This window comes from Pseudomonas sp. GW822-FHT07A10 (genome assembly GCF_058798795.1).
Genome location: NZ_JBXAKV010000012.1, coordinates 1 through 19,343 on the forward strand (window position 1 = coordinate 1; position 19,343 = coordinate 19,343).

The window sequence follows — 19,343 nt, forward strand, 5'->3', positions numbered from 1 at the left end:
AGAGGATTTCGATACGGCCAAGCTTTTCAGCGAAAAACATCTACTAAAAGCTTGACCGTGAACAGAGTATCTACAGGGATCACGCATCTCCCTGTAGGAGCGAGCGGTGCGGCGATCCGACTTGCCCGCAAAGAGGCCCTACCAGGCACCAAATATCTTATTCGTCATCGTCGAAGTTGTAGCTACCCGGCGCCAGGTTTTCAAATCGGGTGTATTTGCCGATGAAGGCCAGGCGGATAAAGCCGATCGGGCCGTTCCGCTGCTTGCCGATGATAATTTCGGCAATGCCTTTGTGTTCGGTTTCCGGGTGATACACCTCGTCCCGGTAAACGAACATGATCACGTCGGCGTCCTGCTCGATCGCTCCCGATTCCCGCAAGTCGGAGTTCACCGGGCGCTTGTTCGGGCGTTGTTCCAGGGAACGGTTGAGCTGGGACAGTGCCACCACCGGGCAGTTGAATTCCTTGGCCAGGGCTTTCAGGGACCGGGAGATCTCGGAAATCTCGTTGGTCCGGTTGTCACCACTGGACCCCGGGATCTGCATCAGTTGCAGGTAGTCGATCATGATCAGACCGATCTCACCGTGCTCACGCACCAGACGACGGGTCCGGGCGCGCATTTCCGAGGGGCTGATACCCGCCGTGTCGTCGATGAACAACTTGCGATCGTTGAGCAGGTTGACCGCCGACGTCAGGCGCGGCCAGTCGTCGTCTTCCAGGCGACCGGCCCGGACCTTGGTCTGATCGATACGACCGAGGGACGACAGCATACGCATGATCAGCGATTCGCCTGGCATCTCGAGGGAGTAGACCAGGACAGCCTTCTCGCTGCGCAGCACGGCGTTTTCCACCAGGTTCATCGCAAAGGTGGTTTTACCCATGGACGGACGACCGGCGACGATGATCAGGTCGGCCGGTTGCAGGCCACTGGTCTTCTCGTCGAGGTCGGTGTAACCGGTGGACAGGCCGGTGATCGAGTTGTCGGTGTTGAACAAGGTGTCGATGCGGTCGATGGCCTTGGTCAGCAGGTCGTTGACACTGACCGGGCCGCCGGTTTTCGGGCGAGCCTCGGCAATCTGGAAGATCTGCCGTTCGGCCTCGTCGAGAATCTCGGCGGCGGTGCGGCCTTCAGGGTTGAAAGCGCTGTCGGCGATTTCGGTACTGATGCCGATCAACTGGCGCAGGGTTGCCCGCTCGCGAACGATCTGGGCATAGGCCTTGATGTTGGCGACGGACGGCGTGTTTTTTGCCAGTTCGCCAAGGTAACCGAGACCGCCGACCTGGGACGTCTGACCTTCCTTGTCCAATTGCTCGGCCAGGGTCACGACGTCGATTGGCTGGTTCTGGTCCGCCAGTTTGGCGATGGCCCGGAAGATCAGACGGTGGTCATGCCGATAGAAATCGCCGTCGGAGACTTGATCGAGCACGCGTTCCCAGGCGTTGTTGTCCAGCATCAGCCCACCGAGCACGGCCTGTTCGGCCTCGATGGAATGCGGCGGCACCTTCAGGGCAGCGGTTTGCAGATCGTATTGCTCGGGAGCGGAGATATCGTTCATGGCCACTTGGTTTATTCAGGAAAAGCAGGGATTGTGAAAATCAGGAACTGCAGAAAGACAAAGGGCACGACCTGTAAACAGGATCGTGCCCGATGTTACCGGCAAGCACCCGAGGGTGCCAGCCGACAAGTGCTGCTTAAGCTGCTACCACGACAACGCGTACGGTGGCTTCAACTTCGGCGTGCAGGTGCACGGCTACGTCGAATTCGCCTACGTTGCGGATGGTGCCGTTCGGCAGACGAACTTCGCTTTTTGCAACTTCAACGCCGGAGGCGGTCAGTGCATCAGCGATGTCGTGGGTGCCGATCGAACCGAACAGCTTGCCTTCGTCACCAGCGGTGGCAGTGATAGTCACTTCCAGCTCAGCCAGTTGGGCGGCACGGCTTTCAGCCGATGCTTTACGGTCTGCTGCGGCTTTTTCCAGCTCAGCGCGACGCTCTTCGAACGCAGCCAGGTTGGCTGGGGTCGCAGCGGTAGCTTTGCCGTAAGGCAGCAGGTAGTTACGGCCGTAACCAGCCTTAACGTTCACTTTGTCACCCAGGTTGCCCAGGTTGGTGACTTTTTCCAGAAGGATCAGTTGCATGTGAAAATCCTCTTAACTTTTAACCTTCACCGTTCGCGCTATCGGCATCTTTCGGTGCCGAACGACCGCGAAAATCAATCAGGCTGTCGACGATGGCCAGGACCACCAGCAACGGATAGATCAGTTGCATGAACAGCAACAGCGTGACGTACAACCCCACCAGCCAGAACTTGGCCAGTCGCTTTTGCGCCACCAGCCCGTGAATCAGGGCCAGCCCGGCGAACACCAGCGGTACGCTGCACAACGGCGTCAACATGGCCATCTGCGGGCCAAGATTTGGCCCCAGAAGCATTAACGCCAGCAGCAACATCGCCGGTCCCAGCGGGATTCGGATGGCGCGAAACTCGCGACCAAAACCACCCGGGTTGTACAACAACGCCTGCCAGTAGCGCCCGACAATCAGGCTCAGCACACTGACGATTTGCAACAAGGCCGCAATCAGGCCGGTCAGGACCGGTGCAATCAGGGACGCAAAGCGCGCTTGCTCGTCTACCGACAATTGCTGGTAGACCTCACCGAGTAGCGACGGCATGACTTTTATCAAAGCCTGCGCCAGCATCTCGATCTGGGGCGCAAAAGCCGCCCCCAGCACCACTGAAAACACCAATCCCATCGCTATGCTGACCAGCAGCACGCGGTTCCAGGACTCGCTTGCGCGCAAAACCAACGCAAGGCTCGAAGACCCCAGCAGCACCAGAAGTGCCCGTGGGTCGTCGAAGAAAAGCCACCAGATCAACGCCGGCAGCAGTCCCAGAGCAAGTACGCCAACGGCGTCCTTCAATCCGCGCCGCAGGAGCACAAGGCATCCAGCGGCAGCACCCAACCAATACAACAACGGCAATGTTGCGCATCCGGCCACTACCAGAGTGGCCTGCATACGGCCGCGCATGATGAACTCAGCTAAGGCGCGCATGCATTCAATCCTTTGCTACGTGTCGACTGCCCGGTCTCAGCGGCCGTGGCTGTCGGTGTAGGCCAGCAGGGCCAGGAAGCGGGCGCGCTTGATAGCGGTGGCCAGCTGACGCTGATAACGTGCTTTGGTACCGGTGATGCGGCTTGGAACGATTTTGCCGGTCTCGGATACGTAAGCTTTCAGAGTGTTGAGATCTTTGTAATCGATCTCTTTCACGTCTTCAGCGGTGAAGCGGCAGAATTTACGACGACGGAAGAAACGTGCCATGTAATAGGCTCCTCAAAAGGTCCGTGGATTACTCGTCAGCGTTATCGCTGTTGTCGCTGTCATCACTGTCAACGCCTTCAGCGTCGGAGTGCTCAGGACGGTCGCGACGCTCACGGCGCTCACTGCGGTTTTCTTCAGCCTTGAGCATCTCGGATTGGCCGGTAACGGCTTCTTCGCGACGGATGACCAGGTTACGGATCACTGCATCGTTGTAGCGGAAGTTGTCTTCCAGCTCGGCCAGGGCCTTGCCAGTGCACTCAACGTTCAGCATCACGTAGTGAGCCTTGTGAACATTGTTGATTGCGTAGGCCAGTTGACGACGGCCCCAATCTTCCAGACGGTGGATTTTGCCGCCGTCTTCTTCGATCAGCTTGGTGTAACGCTCAACCATGCCGCCGACTTGCTCGCTTTGATCCGGGTGGACCAAAAAGATGATTTCGTAATGACGCATGAATGCTCCTTACGGGTTGTAGCCTGCCGCTCAAAAGCGGTCAGACAAGGAGTGAATGACACTTATGGACTTGCTTGCGATAGACACATGCGTGCCTGCCGTCACAGCAAGGGGCGCAATTGTAGAGAAGGGTCGAGGGAGGTGCAAGGCAATTGGTGATTATTTGAACAATCACTTCGACTGGAAAGCCGAACACTTGCAGGAGCCGCCTGCGGCGACTCCTGCAGAGGAGTCTCAGGACTTTTTGGCGGTCCCGGCGGCTTTGACGCCACGCTGGCGCAGCGCTTCGAACAGGCAGACGCCGGTGGCGACGGACACGTTGAGGCTGCTGACGCTGCCAGCCATCGGCAGGCGCACCAAATAGTCGCAAAGGTCGCGAGTCAGGCGGCGCATGCCGCTACCTTCGGCACCCATGATCAGGATGGTCGGGCCCGTCAGGTCCTGCTGATACAGATCCTGTTCAGCCTCGCCCGCCGTACCGACGACCCACAAGCCGCGCTGCTTGAGTTTTTCCAGGGTGCGCGCCAGGTTGGTCACGGCGACCAACGGAATCACTTCCGCCGCGCCACAAGCAACTTTTCGAACCGTCGGGGTCAGCGTGGCTGATTTGTCCTTCGGCACGATCACCGCCAGCGCGCCGGCCGCATCGGCCGAACGCAGGCAAGCGCCGAGGTTGTGCGGATCGGTCACGCCGTCGAGCACCAGCAGCAAAGGCGCGCCTTCGGTGCGATCGAGCAGCTCGTCGAGCATGGCCTCGCCCCAGACCTGGCTCGGGCTCACGTCCGCCACCACGCCCTGGTGCACGCCTTCAACCCAGGCGTCCAGCTCGCGACGCTCAGCCTGACCGACGGCCACGCGATTTTCGGCAGCGAGTTCGATCAGCGTCTGAACGCGCGGATCGCTGCGGCCTTCAGCCAGCCAGATCTGCTTGACGCGTTTTGGGTGGTGACGCAGCAACGCTTCTACCGCGTGCACGCCGTAGATCTTTTCCAACTGACTCATGACTTGGCCTTAGGTTTACGCGCCCCGCCGCTTCTGGCGGCTGGAGCGGAACCCGCTTTTGGCGGGCCTTTACGGTGTTTGCTCGATTTGGCTGGCTTGCCGCCGGAGGCCTTGTCAGGCGCCGACCGCCCGGTCTTTCCCCCAGACGCCGCTTTACCGCCGCTTTTCGCTTCAGACAGCAATGCCTGTTTCATTTCACGACTTTTGCGCAACTCGGCATTTTTTGCCGCCGCATCGCTCGGACGATAGGCTTCGACGGCCTTTTCCTTGGCAGGACGACGCCCGGCCTTGGCCAGTACCGGCTCGGCAGCTGTTTTGATAGCAGGCGCTGCGGTTTCAGTGCCGCGCTTTTTGCGACCGATCGGTGCGCTGATGGTTTTTTCGGCCATCTCGAAGTCGATCTTGCGCTCGTCGAGGTCGACGCGCATGACGCGCACTTCAACGGTGTCGCCCAGGCGGAAGCTACGACCGGTACGCTCACCGGCGAGGCGATGGTGCACAGGATCGAAGTGGTAGTAGTCACCCGGCAGCGCGGTGACGTGCACCAGGCCTTCGACGTAAATATCGGTCAGTTCGACGAACAGGCCGAAACCGGTCACGGCGGTGATCACCCCCGGGAACGATTCGCCCACACGGTCTTTCATGAACTCGCACTTGAGCCAGTTCACTACGTCGCGGGTGGCTTCGTCGGCACGGCGCTCGCTCATCGAGCACTGTTCGCCGAGCTGCTCCAGGGTCGCTTCGTCGTACGGATAGATCCGCGCCTTCGGAATGGTCATCGCACCGGCACGGCGAACGTGCGGGGTGTCCATTTTCGAATGGATGACGCTGCGAATCGCCCGGTGCGTGAGCAAGTCCGGGTAGCGGCGAATAGGCGAAGTGAAGTGGGTATAGGCTTCGTAATTCAGGCCGAAGTGGCCCTGGTTATCGGCGCTGTACACCGCTTGGCTCAACGAGCGCAGCATGACGGTCTGGATCAGGTGGAAATCCGGACGATCCTTGATGCCCGCGAGCAAAGCCTGGTAATCCTTCGGCGACGGACCGTCCTTGCCTTTGTGCAGGGACAGGCCGAGCTCGCCGAGGAAGGCGCGCAGTTTTTCCAGACGCTCCGGCGGCGGGCCGTCGTGGACGCGATACAACGCAGGGATTTCGTGCTTCTTCAGGAATTCGGCGGTGGCCACGTTGGCCGCCAGCATGCATTCCTCAATCAGCTTGTGAGCATCGTTGCGAACGGTCGGACGGATTTCGGCAATCTTGCGCTCGGAACCGAAGATGATCCGGGTTTCCTGGGTTTCGAAATCGATCGCGCCGCGCACGTGACGAGCCGCCAGCAGAACCTTGTACAGCGCATACAGCTGCTTGAGGTGCGGCAGAACGTCGGTGTATTCACCACGAAGCTGACGCGCTTCGGTGGCTTTCGGCGTTTCCAGCATGGCGCTGACCTTGTTGTAGGTCAGGCGGGCATGGGAGTGAATCACCGCTTCGTAGAAGCAGTAGTCGGTCATTTCGCCGGATTTGGAGATGGTCATCTCGCAAACCATGGCCAGGCGATCGACGTGCGGGTTCAGCGAGCACAGGCCGTTGGACAACTGCTCAGGCAGCATCGGCACCACGCGCTCGGGGAAGTACACCGAGTTGCCGCGAACCTGGGATTCGTTATCCAGCGCCGAACCGATTTTCACGTAGCTGGAAACGTCGGCAATCGCCACGTACAACTTCCAGCCACCGGAGAACAGGCGCAGCTTGCCCGGTTTGGCTTCGCAGTAGACCGCGTCATCGAAGTCGCGCGCATCTTCACCGTCGATGGTCACGAACGGCAGATGACGCAGGTCGATGCGCTTCTCTTTGTCTTTCTCTTCGACTTCAGGCTTGAGCTTGGCGGCTTCTTTCAAGACCGCTTCAGGCCAGACGTGCGGAATATCGTAGGTGCGCAGGGCAACATCGATTTCCATGCCCGGCGCCATGTAGTTGCCCACCACCTCGACCACGTCGCCTTGCGGCTGGAAGCGTGGCGTCGGCCAGTGAGTGATCTTCACTTCAACGAACTGACCGATCTGCGCGTTGGCATTGCGACCTGGCGTCACCAGCACTTCTTGCTGGATCTTCGGATTGTCTGCGACGACGAAACCGATACCGCCCTCCTCGAAGTAACGACCGACGATGCTCTCGTGAGCACGGGACACCACTTCGACAATCATGCCTTCGCGGCGACCGCGACGGTCGAGGCCGGAAACACGTGCCAGGGCACGGTCGCCATCGAACACCAGGCGCATTTGCGCCGGGCTCATGAACAGGTCGTCACTGCCGTCGTCCGGGACCAGGAAGCCGAAACCGTCACGGTGACCGCTGATGCGGCCCAGGATCAGGTCGAGCTTGTCCACCGGCGCATAAGTGCCGCGACGGGTGTAGATGAGTTGAGCGTCGCGCTCCATGGCGCGCAGGCGGCGACGCAGGGCTTCGATCTGGTCTTCTGTGGTCAGACCAAACTCTTCGACCAGCTGCTCGCGGTTAGCAGGCGAACCTCGATCAGCAAGGTGCTGAAGGATCAGTTCGCGGCTAGGAATAGGGTTTTCATATTTTTCCGCTTCACGAGCGGCCTCGGGATCGAGGGACTGCCAATCGGCCATTAGAGAGTTTTCACCTTGTCTATATGCGGGTTAGTTTGGCATAGGCGTAATGAAACGGGAAATTTCAGGCTATGACAGCCCATCTAAAGCCCTTTATCGACACCGCGAAGCTGATTTGAATGCCGCCGGTAAAATTTTCCAGGTTTTTTTGATGACAGGGGTTTACAGTTAAAAAGACGCTCCGTATAGTGCGCGCCATCGACGACGCACTAGCGCTGCCGATACTGCCCAGATGGTGAAAATTGGTAGACACGCCAGCTTCAGGTGCTGGTGACCGCAAGGTCGTGGAAGTTCGAGTCTTCTTCTGGGCACCAATTTCGAGCTTGAGATTAGATCAATTTCAAGGCTCACACAAAAACCCGCGAAAGCGGGTTTTTGCATTCTAGACTTCTGAATTATTAAAATTAAATCAGGGGTTTACAGATCAAAATGCTCTCCGTATAGTGCGCCACATCAACAGCGGCAACGCTGAAGATCATGCCCAGATGGTGAAATTGGTAGACACGCCAGCTTCAGGTGCTGGTGACCGCAAGGTCGTGGAAGTTCGAGTCTTCTTCTGGGCACCAATTCAAATTCAAGGTCACGATCTTGAATTTCACAAAAACCCGCGAAAGCGGGTTTTTGCGTTTCTGGCCTTTGAAAACCCCAAGCCATTACTTCCCCGTGGCGAGGGGGCTTGCCCCCGCTGGGTCGCGAAGCGGCCCTCATCACTCGTTAGTCATACCGTAACTTCAGGATTTACGACTGCTTCGCAGCCGAACGGGGGGCAAGCCCCCTCGCCACAGAGTCCAGCGCCAGCCCATTAGCAAACACTCCTCAGACCCTCAAGGCGCACTTGAGAAACAATATCGTTTATCATTGTTTCAAGTTTTTGCAATGCGACAGTGAGGAACCCTGCGAATGATGCTTCGAAATACCCTGCGCCGCGGCCTGACCATCACCCTCCTCGGCCTGACACTCGCCACGCCCCTCACCCAAGCCGCCGATCCGGTTTCCCTGACACTCTATAACGGTCAACATAAGGAAGTCGGCGATGCCGTCGCCAAAGCCTTCGAAGCCAAGACCGGGATTCACGTCAATGTGCGCAAGGGCAGCAGCAACCAACTCGCCAGCCAGATCGTCGAAGAAGGCGATCGCTCTCCCGCCGATGTGATCTACACCGAAGAATCGCCACCGCTGAACAAGCTCGGCGAACAAGGCCTGCTGGCGAAAGCCGATGCCGCCACGCTAGAAGTCCTGCCCAAGGACTACGTTGCCGGCAACGGCACCTGGATCGGCATCACCGCGCGGGTCCGGGTCATCGCCTTCAACCCTAAACTGATCGACGAAAAAGACCTGCCCAAGTCCGTGATGGAATTCTCCGATCCAAAATGGCAAGGCAAGGTCGGCTTCGTGCCTAGCAGCGGCGCCTTCCAGGAACAGGCGGTGGCGATTATCAAGGTCCACGGGATGGACGCCGCCGAAGAGTGGCTGACCGGCCTGCGTGCGTTCGGCAAGACCTACAGCAACAACATGGTTGCGCTGAAAGCCGTGGAAAATGGCGAAGTCGCCACCGTGCTGGTGAACAACTATTACTGGTTCGCCTTGCAGCGTGAAAAAGGCCAACTCGATTCGAAACTGCATTACTTCACCGGTGGCGACGTCGGCGGACTGATCACCGTTTCCAGTGCTGGCGTACTGAAATCCAGCAAACACCCGAAAGAAGCCCAGCAATTGCTCGCCTACATGGCCAGCGAAGAAGGTCAGCGCGTGATCACCCGGACCACTGCCGAATACCCGCTGCACAAGGGCATGGAATCGGATCGCGGTCTCAAGCCGTTCAGCGAACTGCAAGCGCCGAACGTCACACCAGCCGATCTCGGCAACGCCGAAGAAGCCCTGGACCTGGAACGTGACGTTGGCTTGAACTGATGAGCACCTCGTTATCCGCCCCCGCTTCGCGCGGAGGTTACATGCCAAGGCGCAAGCGGCCGTCGATCTGGCTGCTGCTACCGGTTCTGCTGCTGGTGGTACTCAGCCTGTTGCCGCTGGCCTATGTCGGCCTCAAAACCTGGCAAGCCGGCTGGGCCGAGGCGCTGCATCTGCTGTGGCGGCCCTACGTGTTTGGCCTGCTGCGCAATACCCTGGCGCTGATGCTGGGCGTCACATTGGCCTGCGGAGTGATTGGCCTGTCACTCGCCTGGTTGCTGGAGCGCAGCAATCTGCCGGGACGGCGGTTATGGGGCGTGATTCTGTGCCTGCCGTTCGCGGTGCCGGCATTTGTCAGCAGCTTCACCTGGGTCTCCCTGAGCGCTCACTTCGAAGGGCTGGGCGGGGCGATACTGGTGATGACGCTGTCCAAGTACCCGCTGATCTTTCTGCCGGTCGCGGCAACGCTGCGCAATCTCGACCCCTCTCTTGAAGAGTCTGCCCGCACCCTGGGGCAGAATCGTTGGGGTGTATTCTTCAAAATCACCCTACCCCTGCTCTGGCCGTCACTGCTGGCCGGTTCACTGTTGATTGCGCTGCACATGCTGGTGGAGTTCGGCGCGCTCTCGATCATCGGCCTGCAAACCTTTACCACGGCGATCTATCAGCAGTTCGAACTGGAATTCAGCAACGCCAATGCAGCGATGCTTTCTGCGGTGTTGCTGGCGCTGTGCCTGGTGCTGCTATGGCTTGAGTTACGCGTGCGCGGCAAAGGCCGTCACGTACGCACCGGCCAGGGCGCTGCTCGGCATGCAGAGCAGGTTCGGCTCGGGCCGTGGGCGGCTGTGGGACAACTTTACTGCTTGCTGCTGGCGATCATCGGCAGCGGCATTCCACTGGGAATGCTGGCGTACTGGTTGATGGTGGGTTCGTCGGCAGCGTTCCCGGTGGCCGCGATCAGCGAGGCATTGCTCTCGTCGCTGGCGCTGTCGCTCGGTGGCGCTGCGCTGTGCCTGGTGCTGGCGGTGCCGGTGGGGTTGCTGGTGGTGCGCCATAAAGGCCGACTGGCAATCTGGGCCGAGCGCTTGCCGTATCTGCTGCATGCACTGCCGGGATTGGTGATTGCGCTGACCCTGGTGTATTTCGCCCTGCATTATGTGCCAGCGCTGTACCAGACCTCGGCGTTGCTGCTGATTGCCTATGCGCTGTTGTTTCTGCCACTGGCGCAGGCACCGATTCGCACCGCGCTGAACAAGGCCGCGCCGCAGCTGGAAGAGGCCGCACGCACGCTGGGGGCGTCGTCTTTCAGCGCGTTTTGTCGGGTGACCCTGCCCATCATCTTTCCCGCCCTGGGTGCTGCGTTTGCGCTGGTGTTTCTGGATGCGATGAAGGAACTGACGGCGACGCTGCTGCTGAGCCCGACCGGGCTCAATACATTGGCGACGGAAGTCTGGGCGCATACCGCGAATGTGGAGTTCGCGGCAGCGGCGCCTTATGCGGCGTTGTTGATTGTGGTGTCGGGGTTGCCTGTGTATCTGCTGACGACGCGGATGTATTTGAGTCGTTGAAAAGCTTCGCGGGCAAGCCTCGCTCCTACAAGGATTACGTAGCCCTTGTAGGAGCGAGGCTTGCCCGCGAAGGCACCAGACCTGCGAACGAGAAACCTAAGCCCTGAACTGCCCCAGGCTCGCCTTCAGCTGCGCCGCCAACCCATCCAGCACCTTGCCGCTGGCCGTGGTCTCCACCACCGCCTGAGCTGCTTTCTCAGCTTGAGCATGGATGGTCTCAACCCGCCCACGCACAGCCTGCGCACCTTGCGCCTGATGCGCCGCGGCCTGGGTCGCCAGGCCGATCGCTGCATGCACCTGCTCGACCGACGCCTGCACCGACTGCTGCAACCGCGCACTGTCGCGCAACACCAGCAAACCTTCACTGGCCTGACGCCCAGCCTGCCCGATTGCCGCAACAGCCTCACGCGCGCCCTGCTGCAGCGCAACAATGTGCGCCTGAATATCGCCAGTGGAGCTCTGGGTCTTGCTCGCCAGCGCCCGCACCTCGTCCGCCACCACGGCAAACCCGCGACCGGTCTCGCCGGCACGCGCAGCCTCGATGGCCGCGTTCAGCGCCAGCAAGTTGGTTTGTTCGGCGATCCCGTGAATCACCGTCAGCACCACTTCAATCTGCTCACTCTGCTGCGCCAGACGCTCGATGACTTTCGCACCAGTGTCGACTTGTCCGGCCAATGCCTCGATGAGACTGCCGACTTTCGCCGAAGTCCGGGTGTTCTCATCCGTGGCCTGACGAATGTCCACCACCTGCTGCAAAGCGGCCTGCATGGCGTGACTTTCAGACTGAGCCTCGTCAGCCATTTGCGACAACGCGCGCAGGCTTTCGGCCACTTCATCGCGCTGCATGCCAGCCGCTGCATCGGCACCGGCATTGCGCAGGGTCATGGCGCCGATTTCCACGCCGGTACGCTGGGCCACATCGCCTGCCTCGCGCACGATCGGCTGCAACTTATCCACAAAGCGATTGACCGCCGAGGCCATATCGCCAATCTCGTCCTGGCTGTTGATCTGCACGCGCTTGGTCAGGTCGCCCTCACCTGCCGCCAAGTCATCCATCGCGACAATGAGCATTTTCAGGCGATTGACCACTCGACGCCCCAGCACCACCGCCAGTAACAGCAGCACACCGAAACCCACCACCGCCAGGCCCATGCCGATGCGCCAGCGCAAAGCTCCCGCGGCTTCCTGCACGGCGCCCGTGGTGTTGGCTTTCATTTCAGAAGCAGTGGACTGCGCCGATTGCAGACGCCCACGCATCGCCGTTGCGCTGTCAGCCGCCGCACCTTTGAGGCTGTCACCCACCAATTGATCGCTGCTGGCGATCAGCGCTGAGAAACGCTTGTCCAGCGCCGCCAGATCGGTTTCCACGGAGGCAGTTGAGACCCCCATCAAGACCTTGCCGATTTCCACCCCATTGGGACTGATCGAAGCTTCAAGGTAGTAGACCGAAGGATCGCTCTTCGCTGCATCCAGCACCTTGTCCAGCGCCCGCTCGCCCTGGCCTTTCTCCAGCAGCCCCTTGTTGATCGGGTTCTCCCGGTTGAGGTAGCGCGTCAGGTGCTGGCCCGTGGCGTCGTCATAGACCACGAACAACACGTTGGGATTTCGCTGGGCGCGGCGAGCGAATTCGGACAGGGTAGGAATGTCGCTGTCCCACATGGCGCGGGGTGCGACCGAGGCCAGAAGTTGCGCCATGTCATTGGCCGACTCCTTCAGGTCCTTCTCCAGCGTCGTACGCAGTTGAGCCTGCTCGTCTTTCAAACGTGAAGACAGCCCAGCGGTCAGGCGCTGACGGGTACTGCTGGACAGGTTATCCAGGCTCGACGTGACTTCACGCCCCGCCTGCTCCAGCTCACCGGAGAGCTTTTGGCTATCGGCGCCCAGGCGCACACCCAGATCGGTTTCCAGCGCAGTCACCGTGCTCCGGGTCAGAGCAACAGCCACCAGCACCTGCACCAAAAGGGCGATACCAAGGGTAACGAACACGGGCCGCAACAAACGGCTTTGTAACAGTGAGAGAACGGCCGACACAGGAAATCCCTCTACTCTAACGCCATTAAATTGATGGCATTCTGAAGGCGATATTCACAGCAAAGGTCATGCCGTCCAACAGGCATAAACGACAAAGGCCCCGATTAAGGGGCCTTTGTGTTTTACATCAACAACTTATTAAGCGAACGGGTGACGCAGAACGATGGTTTCGTTGCGGTCCGGGCCCGTCGAAATAATGTCGATCGGCGCGCCGACCAACTCTTCGATGCGCTTGATGTAGTTGCGCGCAGCCTGAGGCAGCTCTTCCAGGGTCTTGGCACCCAGGGTCGACTCGCTCCAGCCCGGCATCTGCTCGTACACCGGCTCCAGGCCGATGTAGCTGTCGGCGTCGGTCGGTGCGTCGATCACTGCACCGTCTTCGTTCTTGTAGCCTACGCAGATGTTGATGGTTTCCAGGCCGTCCAGCACGTCCAGCTTGGTCAGGCACAGGCCCGAGATGCTGTTCACATCGATAGCGCGACGCAGAATCACGGCATCGAACCAGCCGCAACGACGGGCACGGCCGGTGGTGGCGCCGAACTCGTGGCCACGCTTGGCCAGGAACGCACCAACGTCGTCGAACAGCTCAGTCGGGAACGGACCGGAACCGACGCGCGTGGTGTAGGCCTTGGTGATGCCGAGGATGTAGTCCAGGAACATCGGACCAACACCCGAACCGGTGGCGATGCCGCCAGCGGTGGTGTTGGAGCTGGTGACGTACGGGTAGGTGCCGTGGTCGATGTCCAGCAGGGAGCCCTGGGCACCTTCGAACATGATGTCCTTGCCGGCACGACGCAGGTTGTGCAGCTCTGCGGTGACGTCGAGCATCATCGGCTTGAGCAGTTCGGCGTATTCCATGCACTCGTCGAGTGTCTTCTGGAAGTCGATCGCTGGCTCTTTGTAGTAATTGACCAGTACGAAGTTGTGGTAGTCCAGCAACTCGCCCAGCTTGGCGGCGAAACGCTCACGGTGGAACAGATCACCGATGCGCAGACCGCGACGGGCAACCTTGTCTTCGTAAGCCGGGCCGATGCCGCGACCGGTGGTGCCGATCTTCAGCTCGCCACGGGCCTTTTCACGGGCCTGGTCCAGCGCTACGTGGTAGGACAGGATCAGCGGGCAGGAAGGGCTGATACGCAGGCGCTCACGCACCGGTACGCCTTTCTCTTCCAGCTTGTTGATTTCCCGCAGCAGGGCGTCGGGTGCAACCACCACGCCGTTACCGATCAGGCACTGCACGCCTTCGCGCAGCACGCCAGACGGGATCAGGTGCAAGACGGTTTTTTCGCCGTCGATCACCAGGGTGTGACCAGCGTTGTGGCCACCTTGGTAGCGCACTACGGCGGCAGCATGTTCGGTCAGCAGATCAACGATCTTGCCTTTGCCCTCATCACCCCATTGGGTGCCCAGGACTACGACATTCTTACCCATAACACTTGTCCTCATTCGCGCAAACTTGGTGCCGGCGGCGGCCGGCAGGAAAACTCAAGAAGCCAGTGGCGATACTTGCCAAAGCCCGTTCTGCTGAATCAATTGCCGGTCGCAGTCCGCTTCACGGGCGGCGGCCAAAGGTTGCCCAGGCAATGCCTGAACGACACGCTGACCCTCACTGCGCAACTGGCAAACCTGCTGCCAGAGTGCTGCATCCGTACTGTCAGGCATCCAGATACCGCCAGACGGTAGCTCGATCTCAGCACGCCCCAGGGTCACCAGGGTTTTCAAATCGGTGGAGAAGCCTGTCGCCGGACGGGCGCGACCGAAGTCGGCACCGATATCGTCGTAACGACCGCCCTGAGCGATGGACTGGCCAACACCTGGCACGAACACGGCGAACACCACACCGGTGTGGTAGTGGTAGCCGCGCAATTCGCCCAAGTCAAAGTACAGCGGTAACTCCGGGAAACGCGTGGACAGACGCTCGGCAATCGCCAGCAAATCGTCCAGGGCCGCCAGAACAGGCGCCGGCGCATTGGCCAGACGCTCGCGGGCAGCGCTCAACACTTCACGACCGCCACACAGGTCGACCAGCGCTCGCAGCATGCCCGACAGATCGGCAGGCAGGCCTTCGGTCAAGGTAATGACCTCGTCGATGGCTTTACGTTGCAATGCATCGAACAACTGTTGCTCGACTTCGCCGGACAAACCGGCGGCGCGGGCCAGGCCGCGGTAGATGCCGACATGCCCGAGGTCCATGTGCACATCCGGCACATCGGCCAGTTGCAGCATGGCCAGCATCAGGCTGATGACTTCCACGTCGCTGCTCGGGCTGGCATCGCCGTACAACTCGGCGCCCAGTTGAATCGGGCTGCGCGAGGACGACAACGCACGTGGCTGAGCATGCAGCACGCTACCGGCATAGCACAGACGGCTCGGGCCTTCGCGACGCAGGGTGTGCGCATCGATGCGCGCCACTTGCGGCGTGATGTCGGCACGGAAACCCATCTGCCGGCCCGACTGCGGGTCGATGACCTTGAAGGTGCGCAGATCGAGGTCCTGGCCTGCGCCGGTCAGCAGGGATTCCAGGTACTCGATATGGGGAGTCACGACAAACTCGTAACCCCAGCTCTGGAACAGATCCAACACCTGGCGACGCGCAACTTCAATGCGCGCAGCCTCCGGTGGCAGTACTTCTTCGATGCCATCTGGCAGCAGCCAGCGGTCTACCGTTGCCATTACGCCATTCCCCTATGATCCGGGCAGCAAGCCTTTGGGCGAGCCTTGAGTGAAGCAGAAAATGGTCGGCTCATGTGCATAAACCCCGCGCATGAACAACGTGGCGAAAAGCCTGGAACCGGCTTCGCCAACCACTTTCCTCGAAAAACCTGTCGAGTCATTCAACTCGGGCGCCTGCATAAAAACAGCAATCAAACGTGCAGACGCAAAAAAGCCGGGAATTTCCCGGCTGCCGCATCATACACACGTTTTCCCAAAGGATCACCCCGCCCGAGGCTTTAGCCGCCAGGCGGGGGATGATTCAGGTCAACGTCGTATCAAGGCTTGGCTTTTTCCAGGTAACGGAAGAAGTCACTGCTCGGGTCCAGGACCATGACGTCGGATTTGTTCGCGAAGCTTTCACGGTAGGCACGCAGGCTACGGTAGAACGCGTAGAACTCCTGATCCTGGCCGTATGCCTTAGAGTAGATCGCAGCAGCCTGGGCATCACCATCACCGCGCACCTCTTCGGATTCACGATAGGCTTCAGCCAGCAGCACGCGGCGTTGACGGTCGGCGTCGGCACGGATGCCTTCGGCCAGCTCGTTACCCTTGGCGCGGTGCTCGCGAGCTTCACGCTCACGCTCGGTGCTCATACGCTCGAACACGCTGCGGTTCACTTCCTTCGGCAGGTCGATGGCTTTGACCCGGACATCGACAACTTCAATGCCCAGCTCTTTTTCCGCCATCTTGTTCAGCGAAGCGGTGATGTCTGCCATCAGCGCATCACGTTCACCGGATACCACTTCGTGCAGGGTGCGTTTACCGAACTGGTCACGCAGGCCCGACTCCAGACGACGGGACAGGCGCTCGTCGGCAATCTGCTTGAGGCCGGAAGTCGCGGTGTAGAAGCGCTCGGCATCTTTCACGCGCCACTTGGCGTAGGCATCGACCATCACGGCTTTCTTTTCCAGCGTCAGGAAGCGCTGTGTCGGTGCATCCAGCGTCATCAGACGCGCATCGAATATGCGCACCTTGTTAACGTAAGGCACTTTCACATGCAGGCCCGGCTGAACATCGGCCTGGACCACGCGACCGAACTGCAGCAACACCGCGCGCTCGGTCTGAGCCACGATGTAGAAGCAGTTCCAGGCAACGATCGCCACGACGACGCCGACAATAAGGGCGATCAGCGATTTATTGCTCATCAGCGACTCTCCCTGGTACGTGCCTGCTGTTGCTGCAGATCAGCTGCCGCACGCACATTCACTTCATTGCTGCTGGCTGCTGCGCCGGTCACCGGAGTGCTGGTGCGGCGACCATCCTCGACCATCTTGTCCAGCGGCAGATACAGCAGATTGCTCTGGCCATTCTTGTTGCCGGTCACGAGAACCTTGCTGGTGTTGCTGAAGATTTCCTGCATGGTGTCCAGGTACAGACGCTGACGGGTAACTTCAGGCGCCTTGCGGTATTCGGCCACCAGCTTAGTGAAGCGGTCAGCCTCACCTTTGGCGCGGGAGACGGTCTCGTCGCGGTAACCGTTGGCATCCTCGAGGATGCGCTGGGCCTGACCACGGGCTTCCGGCACGACGCCGTTGGCGTAGGTTTCAGCCTGGTTACGCGAACGCTGCTCGTCTTCACGGGCGCGGATCACGTCATCGAAGGCTTCCTGGACTTCACGCGGTGCAGCAGCGCTCTGTACGTTGACCTGAGTGACGGTGATACCGGTGCGGTAGGTATCGAGGAAACGTTGCAGACGCTCCTTGATTTCGCTGGCCATCAATTCACGACCTTCGGTCAGCACCTGGTCCATGGCGGTAGAACCCACCACGTGGCGCAAGGCACTGTCGGTCGCGTGCTGCAGGCTGATTTCCGGCTGATCGACGTTCAGCACGAAGTCCTGCAGGTTGCTGATCTTGTACTGCACGGTCAGCGGCACTTCGACGATGTTTTCGTCTTCAGTCAGCATTTGACCCTGCTTGGTGTAGGCACGCTCACGCGTGACGTTTTCCAGGTACTTGCGATCGATCGGCGGGAAATAGATGTTCAGGCCCGGGCCGACGGTTTCATAGTATTTGCCGAAGCGCAGCACCACGGCCTGCTCCTGCTCGTCGACCACGTAGACAGCGCTGTACAGCCACACAGCCGCCAGCACGGTCAGCCCGATGCCGAGCAGGCCGCCAAAGCCGCCACTCTTGCCCGGACCACCGCCCTCGTCACCGCGTTTCTTGCCACCACCGAACAACCCGTTCAGGCTTTCCTGCAGCTTTCGGAAGGCCTCGTCGAGATCCGGTGGTCCCTTGCGGTCGCCGTTATTGCGGCGCTTGCCACCCCAAGGATCCTGATTATTCGAGTTGCCACCCGGCTCATTCCAAGCCATAGCGCTCTCCATCTGATAAAGCAAAGACGCACCCACGGCGCGCCGACCAATGCTACAGAATGCCTGTCACCGCGGCACAACCGCTTTCTCAGGCTTTTATTGCAAAGTGTGTTGCTCGATGAATTCCATCGGTTGCAGACCTTCGCGGCTCACGAGTCGATTCAATTCGATCCGTGGCAAGCGAACGGCCAGCAGGCTGATGCCTTCTTCGTCGTGTTCTTCTTTTTGCACCGCACCGAGTTCGAAAAACTGCGCACGCAGTCGAGCAAAACGTTGCGGCAAGCGCAAGGTGCCAACAAACAAATCGCTGCCCAACAGTTCCGCCACTGCCTGCTTGAGCAAGTCCAGGCCGGTACCGTCCTTGGCCGACAACCAGACCCGCTGCGGCTTGCCATCGGCATCGCGCTGGATCTGCGGCTCAACCCCCTCGAGCAAATCGAGTTTGTTGTATACCTCAAGGATCGGCAAGTCTTGTGCCCCGATCTCCCCGAGCACCACCATGACCTGTTCGATCTGGGCCATACGATCAGGCTCGTGCGCATCGATCACGTGCAGCAGCAGGTCGGAGTTGCTCGACTCTTCGAGCGTAGCTCGAAATGCTTCGACCAGTTTGTGCGGCAGGTGACGAATGAAGCCCACGGTGTCGGCCAACACGATCGGCCCGAGATCCTCGAGTTCGAGTCGGCGCAAGGTCGGGTCGAGGGTCGCGAATAGCTGGTTGGCGGCAAAGACGTCGGAATCGGTGACCGAGTTGAACAGCGTCGATTTGCCGGCGTTGGTATAACCCACCAGTGAAACCGTCGGAATGTCAGCACGCTTGCGCCCGCGACGAGACTGCTCGCGCTGGCTGCGGACCTTTTCCAGGCGCCCCTTGATCTGACGCAGACGAATCCGCAACAGGCGCCGGTCGGTTTCCAGCTGGGTTTCACCCGGCCCACGCAGACCGATACCACCCTTCTGCCGCTCAAGGTGAGTCCAGCCGCGAACCAGTCGCGTACTCATGTACTCAAGCTGGGCCAGTTCGACCTGGAGCTTGCCTTCATGGGTGCGAGCGCGTTGCGCGAAAATATCGAGAATCAGACCCGTGCGATCGATCACGCGACACTCGAAAATACGTTCGAGGTTACGCTCCTGACTGGGCGTGAGGATGTGATTGAAAATCACCAGATCGACCTGTTCGGCTTTGACCAGGTCGCGTAACTCTTCGACCTTGCCGCTGCTGATCAGGGTTTTGGCGGTTGGCCGATGACGCGGCACGTTAAAAAACGCGACGGTCTCGGCACCAGCCGAAATTGCCAACTCCTGAAACTCCTGCGGATCTTCGCGCGCCTCAGGGTCCTGACCATCCAAGTGAACGAGAATTGCCCGCTCACCACCACCGTGGCGCTCAAAGAACAAAGGAGACT

Annotated in this window: 15 protein-coding genes and 2 tRNA genes; 4 read left to right on the plus strand and 13 right to left on the minus strand. The window is 59.9% G+C overall.

The features are described 5' to 3' along the window. Positions 1 to 157: 157 nt before the first annotated feature. The 7 genes from dnaB to rnr all read right to left on the minus strand — a co-directional run bounded on the left by dnaB (position 158) and on the right by rnr (position 7,398). Positions 158 to 1,555 carry a replicative DNA helicase gene (gene dnaB, locus AC1RL4_RS20025; protein ID WP_019650685.1) on the minus strand — a complete coding sequence of 466 codons (1,398 nt, stop codon included), beginning with the start codon at positions 1,553 to 1,555 and terminating at the stop codon, positions 158 to 160. Between the two features lie 136 nt (positions 1,556 to 1,691). Further along, positions 1,692 to 2,138: a 50S ribosomal protein L9 gene (gene rplI, locus AC1RL4_RS20030; RefSeq protein ID WP_007939577.1), complete on the minus strand. Its 447-nt coding sequence runs from the start codon at positions 2,136 to 2,138 to the stop codon at positions 1,692 to 1,694. Between the two features lie 19 nt (positions 2,139 to 2,157). Then, positions 2,158 to 3,051, minus strand: a complete 894-nt coding sequence (locus tag AC1RL4_RS20035) for a YybS family protein (protein ID WP_019582207.1) — start codon at positions 3,049 to 3,051, stop codon at positions 2,158 to 2,160. 36 nt (positions 3,052 to 3,087) lie between these two features. Continuing rightward, positions 3,088 to 3,318, minus strand: a complete 231-nt coding sequence (gene rpsR, locus AC1RL4_RS20040) for a 30S ribosomal protein S18 (protein ID WP_002551829.1) — start codon at positions 3,316 to 3,318, stop codon at positions 3,088 to 3,090. 28 nt (positions 3,319 to 3,346) lie between these two features. After that, the gene (rpsF, locus tag AC1RL4_RS20045; RefSeq protein ID WP_007939579.1) at positions 3,347 to 3,769 is read right to left on the minus strand and encodes a 30S ribosomal protein S6; all 423 of its coding nucleotides are present in this window, start codon (positions 3,767 to 3,769) and stop codon (positions 3,347 to 3,349) included. Between the two features lie 234 nt (positions 3,770 to 4,003). Next, a complete protein-coding gene (rlmB, locus tag AC1RL4_RS20050; RefSeq protein WP_018928494.1) occupies positions 4,004 to 4,771 on the minus strand; it encodes a 23S rRNA (guanosine(2251)-2'-O)-methyltransferase RlmB in 768 nt (255 codons plus the stop codon). Further along, positions 4,768 to 7,398, minus strand: coding sequence for a ribonuclease R (gene rnr / locus AC1RL4_RS20055; RefSeq protein ID WP_019582206.1), 2,631 nt, complete (start codon positions 7,396 to 7,398; stop codon positions 4,768 to 4,770). Before rnr ends, rlmB begins: the two co-directional genes overlap by 4 nt. A gap of 226 nt (positions 7,399 to 7,624) precedes the next feature. Between rnr and AC1RL4_RS20060 the strand changes: the two genes are divergently transcribed. The 4 genes from AC1RL4_RS20060 (at position 7,625) to AC1RL4_RS20075 (ending at position 10,874) form a co-directional block, all read left to right on the plus strand. Further along, positions 7,625 to 7,712, plus strand: a tRNA-Leu gene (locus AC1RL4_RS20060). A gap of 165 nt (positions 7,713 to 7,877) precedes the next feature. Continuing rightward, positions 7,878 to 7,964, plus strand: a tRNA-Leu gene (locus AC1RL4_RS20065). Between the two features lie 334 nt (positions 7,965 to 8,298). Beyond that, entirely contained in the window at positions 8,299 to 9,309 is a 1,011-nt protein-coding gene (locus tag AC1RL4_RS20070; protein ID WP_019582205.1) for an extracellular solute-binding protein, read from the plus strand. Beyond that, positions 9,309 to 10,874, plus strand: coding sequence for an ABC transporter permease (locus AC1RL4_RS20075; protein ID WP_026331928.1), 1,566 nt, complete (start codon positions 9,309 to 9,311; stop codon positions 10,872 to 10,874). The genes AC1RL4_RS20070 and AC1RL4_RS20075 overlap by 1 nt, the downstream gene beginning before the upstream one ends. A 96-nt stretch (positions 10,875 to 10,970) precedes the next feature. Here the strand turns inward: AC1RL4_RS20075 and AC1RL4_RS20080 are convergent, their stop codons facing one another. The 6 genes from AC1RL4_RS20080 to hflX all read right to left on the minus strand — a co-directional run bounded on the left by AC1RL4_RS20080 (position 10,971) and on the right by hflX (position 19,335). Next, positions 10,971 to 12,905, minus strand: coding sequence for a methyl-accepting chemotaxis protein (locus AC1RL4_RS20080; protein ID WP_019582203.1), 1,935 nt, complete (start codon positions 12,903 to 12,905; stop codon positions 10,971 to 10,973). Between the two features lie 138 nt (positions 12,906 to 13,043). Beyond that, positions 13,044 to 14,336: an adenylosuccinate synthase gene (locus AC1RL4_RS20085; protein WP_018928499.1), complete on the minus strand. Its 1,293-nt coding sequence runs from the start codon at positions 14,334 to 14,336 to the stop codon at positions 13,044 to 13,046. A gap of 54 nt (positions 14,337 to 14,390) precedes the next feature. Next, on the minus strand, positions 14,391 to 15,578 hold the full coding sequence (locus AC1RL4_RS20090) for an ATP phosphoribosyltransferase regulatory subunit (protein ID WP_007939588.1): 1,188 nt from the start codon (positions 15,576 to 15,578) through the stop codon (positions 14,391 to 14,393). Positions 15,579 to 15,895: 317 nt separating this feature from the next. After that, the gene (hflC, locus tag AC1RL4_RS20095) at positions 15,896 to 16,765 is read right to left on the minus strand and encodes a protease modulator HflC (RefSeq protein WP_007939589.1); all 870 of its coding nucleotides are present in this window, start codon (positions 16,763 to 16,765) and stop codon (positions 15,896 to 15,898) included. After that, positions 16,765 to 17,937, minus strand: a complete 1,173-nt coding sequence (gene hflK / locus AC1RL4_RS20100) for an FtsH protease activity modulator HflK (protein WP_019582202.1) — start codon at positions 17,935 to 17,937, stop codon at positions 16,765 to 16,767. The genes hflC and hflK overlap by 1 nt, the downstream gene beginning before the upstream one ends. A 96-nt stretch (positions 17,938 to 18,033) precedes the next feature. Next, positions 18,034 to 19,335 carry a ribosome rescue GTPase HflX gene (gene hflX / locus AC1RL4_RS20105; RefSeq protein WP_007939591.1) on the minus strand — a complete coding sequence of 434 codons (1,302 nt, stop codon included), beginning with the start codon at positions 19,333 to 19,335 and terminating at the stop codon, positions 18,034 to 18,036. Between the last annotated feature and the right edge of the window lie 8 nt (positions 19,336 to 19,343).

What these genes read in the sequence shown, in the direction of transcription:
- rpsR (WP_002551829.1), bottom strand. Translation starts at nt 3,318, where the DNA reads ATGGCACGTTTCTTCCGTCGTCGTAAATTCTGCCGCTTCACCGCTGAA.
- AC1RL4_RS20090 (WP_007939588.1), bottom strand. Translation starts at nt 15,578, where the DNA reads ATGGCAACGGTAGACCGCTGGCTGCTGCCAGATGGCATCGAAGAAGTA.
- rlmB (WP_018928494.1), bottom strand. Translation starts at nt 4,771, where the DNA reads ATGAGTCAGTTGGAAAAGATCTACGGCGTGCACGCGGTAGAAGCGTTG.
- hflC (WP_007939589.1), bottom strand. Translation starts at nt 16,765, where the DNA reads ATGAGCAATAAATCGCTGATCGCCCTTATTGTCGGCGTCGTCGTGGCG.
- rpsF (WP_007939579.1), bottom strand. Translation starts at nt 3,769, where the DNA reads ATGCGTCATTACGAAATCATCTTTTTGGTCCACCCGGATCAAAGCGAG.
- rnr (WP_019582206.1), bottom strand. Translation starts at nt 7,398, where the DNA reads ATGGCCGATTGGCAGTCCCTCGATCCCGAGGCCGCTCGTGAAGCGGAA.
- rplI (WP_007939577.1), bottom strand. Translation starts at nt 2,138, where the DNA reads ATGCAACTGATCCTTCTGGAAAAAGTCACCAACCTGGGCAACCTGGGT.
- AC1RL4_RS20085 (WP_018928499.1), bottom strand. Translation starts at nt 14,336, where the DNA reads ATGGGTAAGAATGTCGTAGTCCTGGGCACCCAATGGGGTGATGAGGGC.
- AC1RL4_RS20070 (WP_019582205.1), top strand. Translation starts at nt 8,299, where the DNA reads ATGATGCTTCGAAATACCCTGCGCCGCGGCCTGACCATCACCCTCCTC.
- AC1RL4_RS20035 (WP_019582207.1), bottom strand. Translation starts at nt 3,051, where the DNA reads ATGCGCGCCTTAGCTGAGTTCATCATGCGCGGCCGTATGCAGGCCACT.
- dnaB (WP_019650685.1), bottom strand. Translation starts at nt 1,555, where the DNA reads ATGAACGATATCTCCGCTCCCGAGCAATACGATCTGCAAACCGCTGCC.
- hflK (WP_019582202.1), bottom strand. Translation starts at nt 17,937, where the DNA reads ATGGCTTGGAATGAGCCGGGTGGCAACTCGAATAATCAGGATCCTTGG.
- AC1RL4_RS20075 (WP_026331928.1), top strand. Translation starts at nt 9,309, where the DNA reads ATGAGCACCTCGTTATCCGCCCCCGCTTCGCGCGGAGGTTACATGCCA.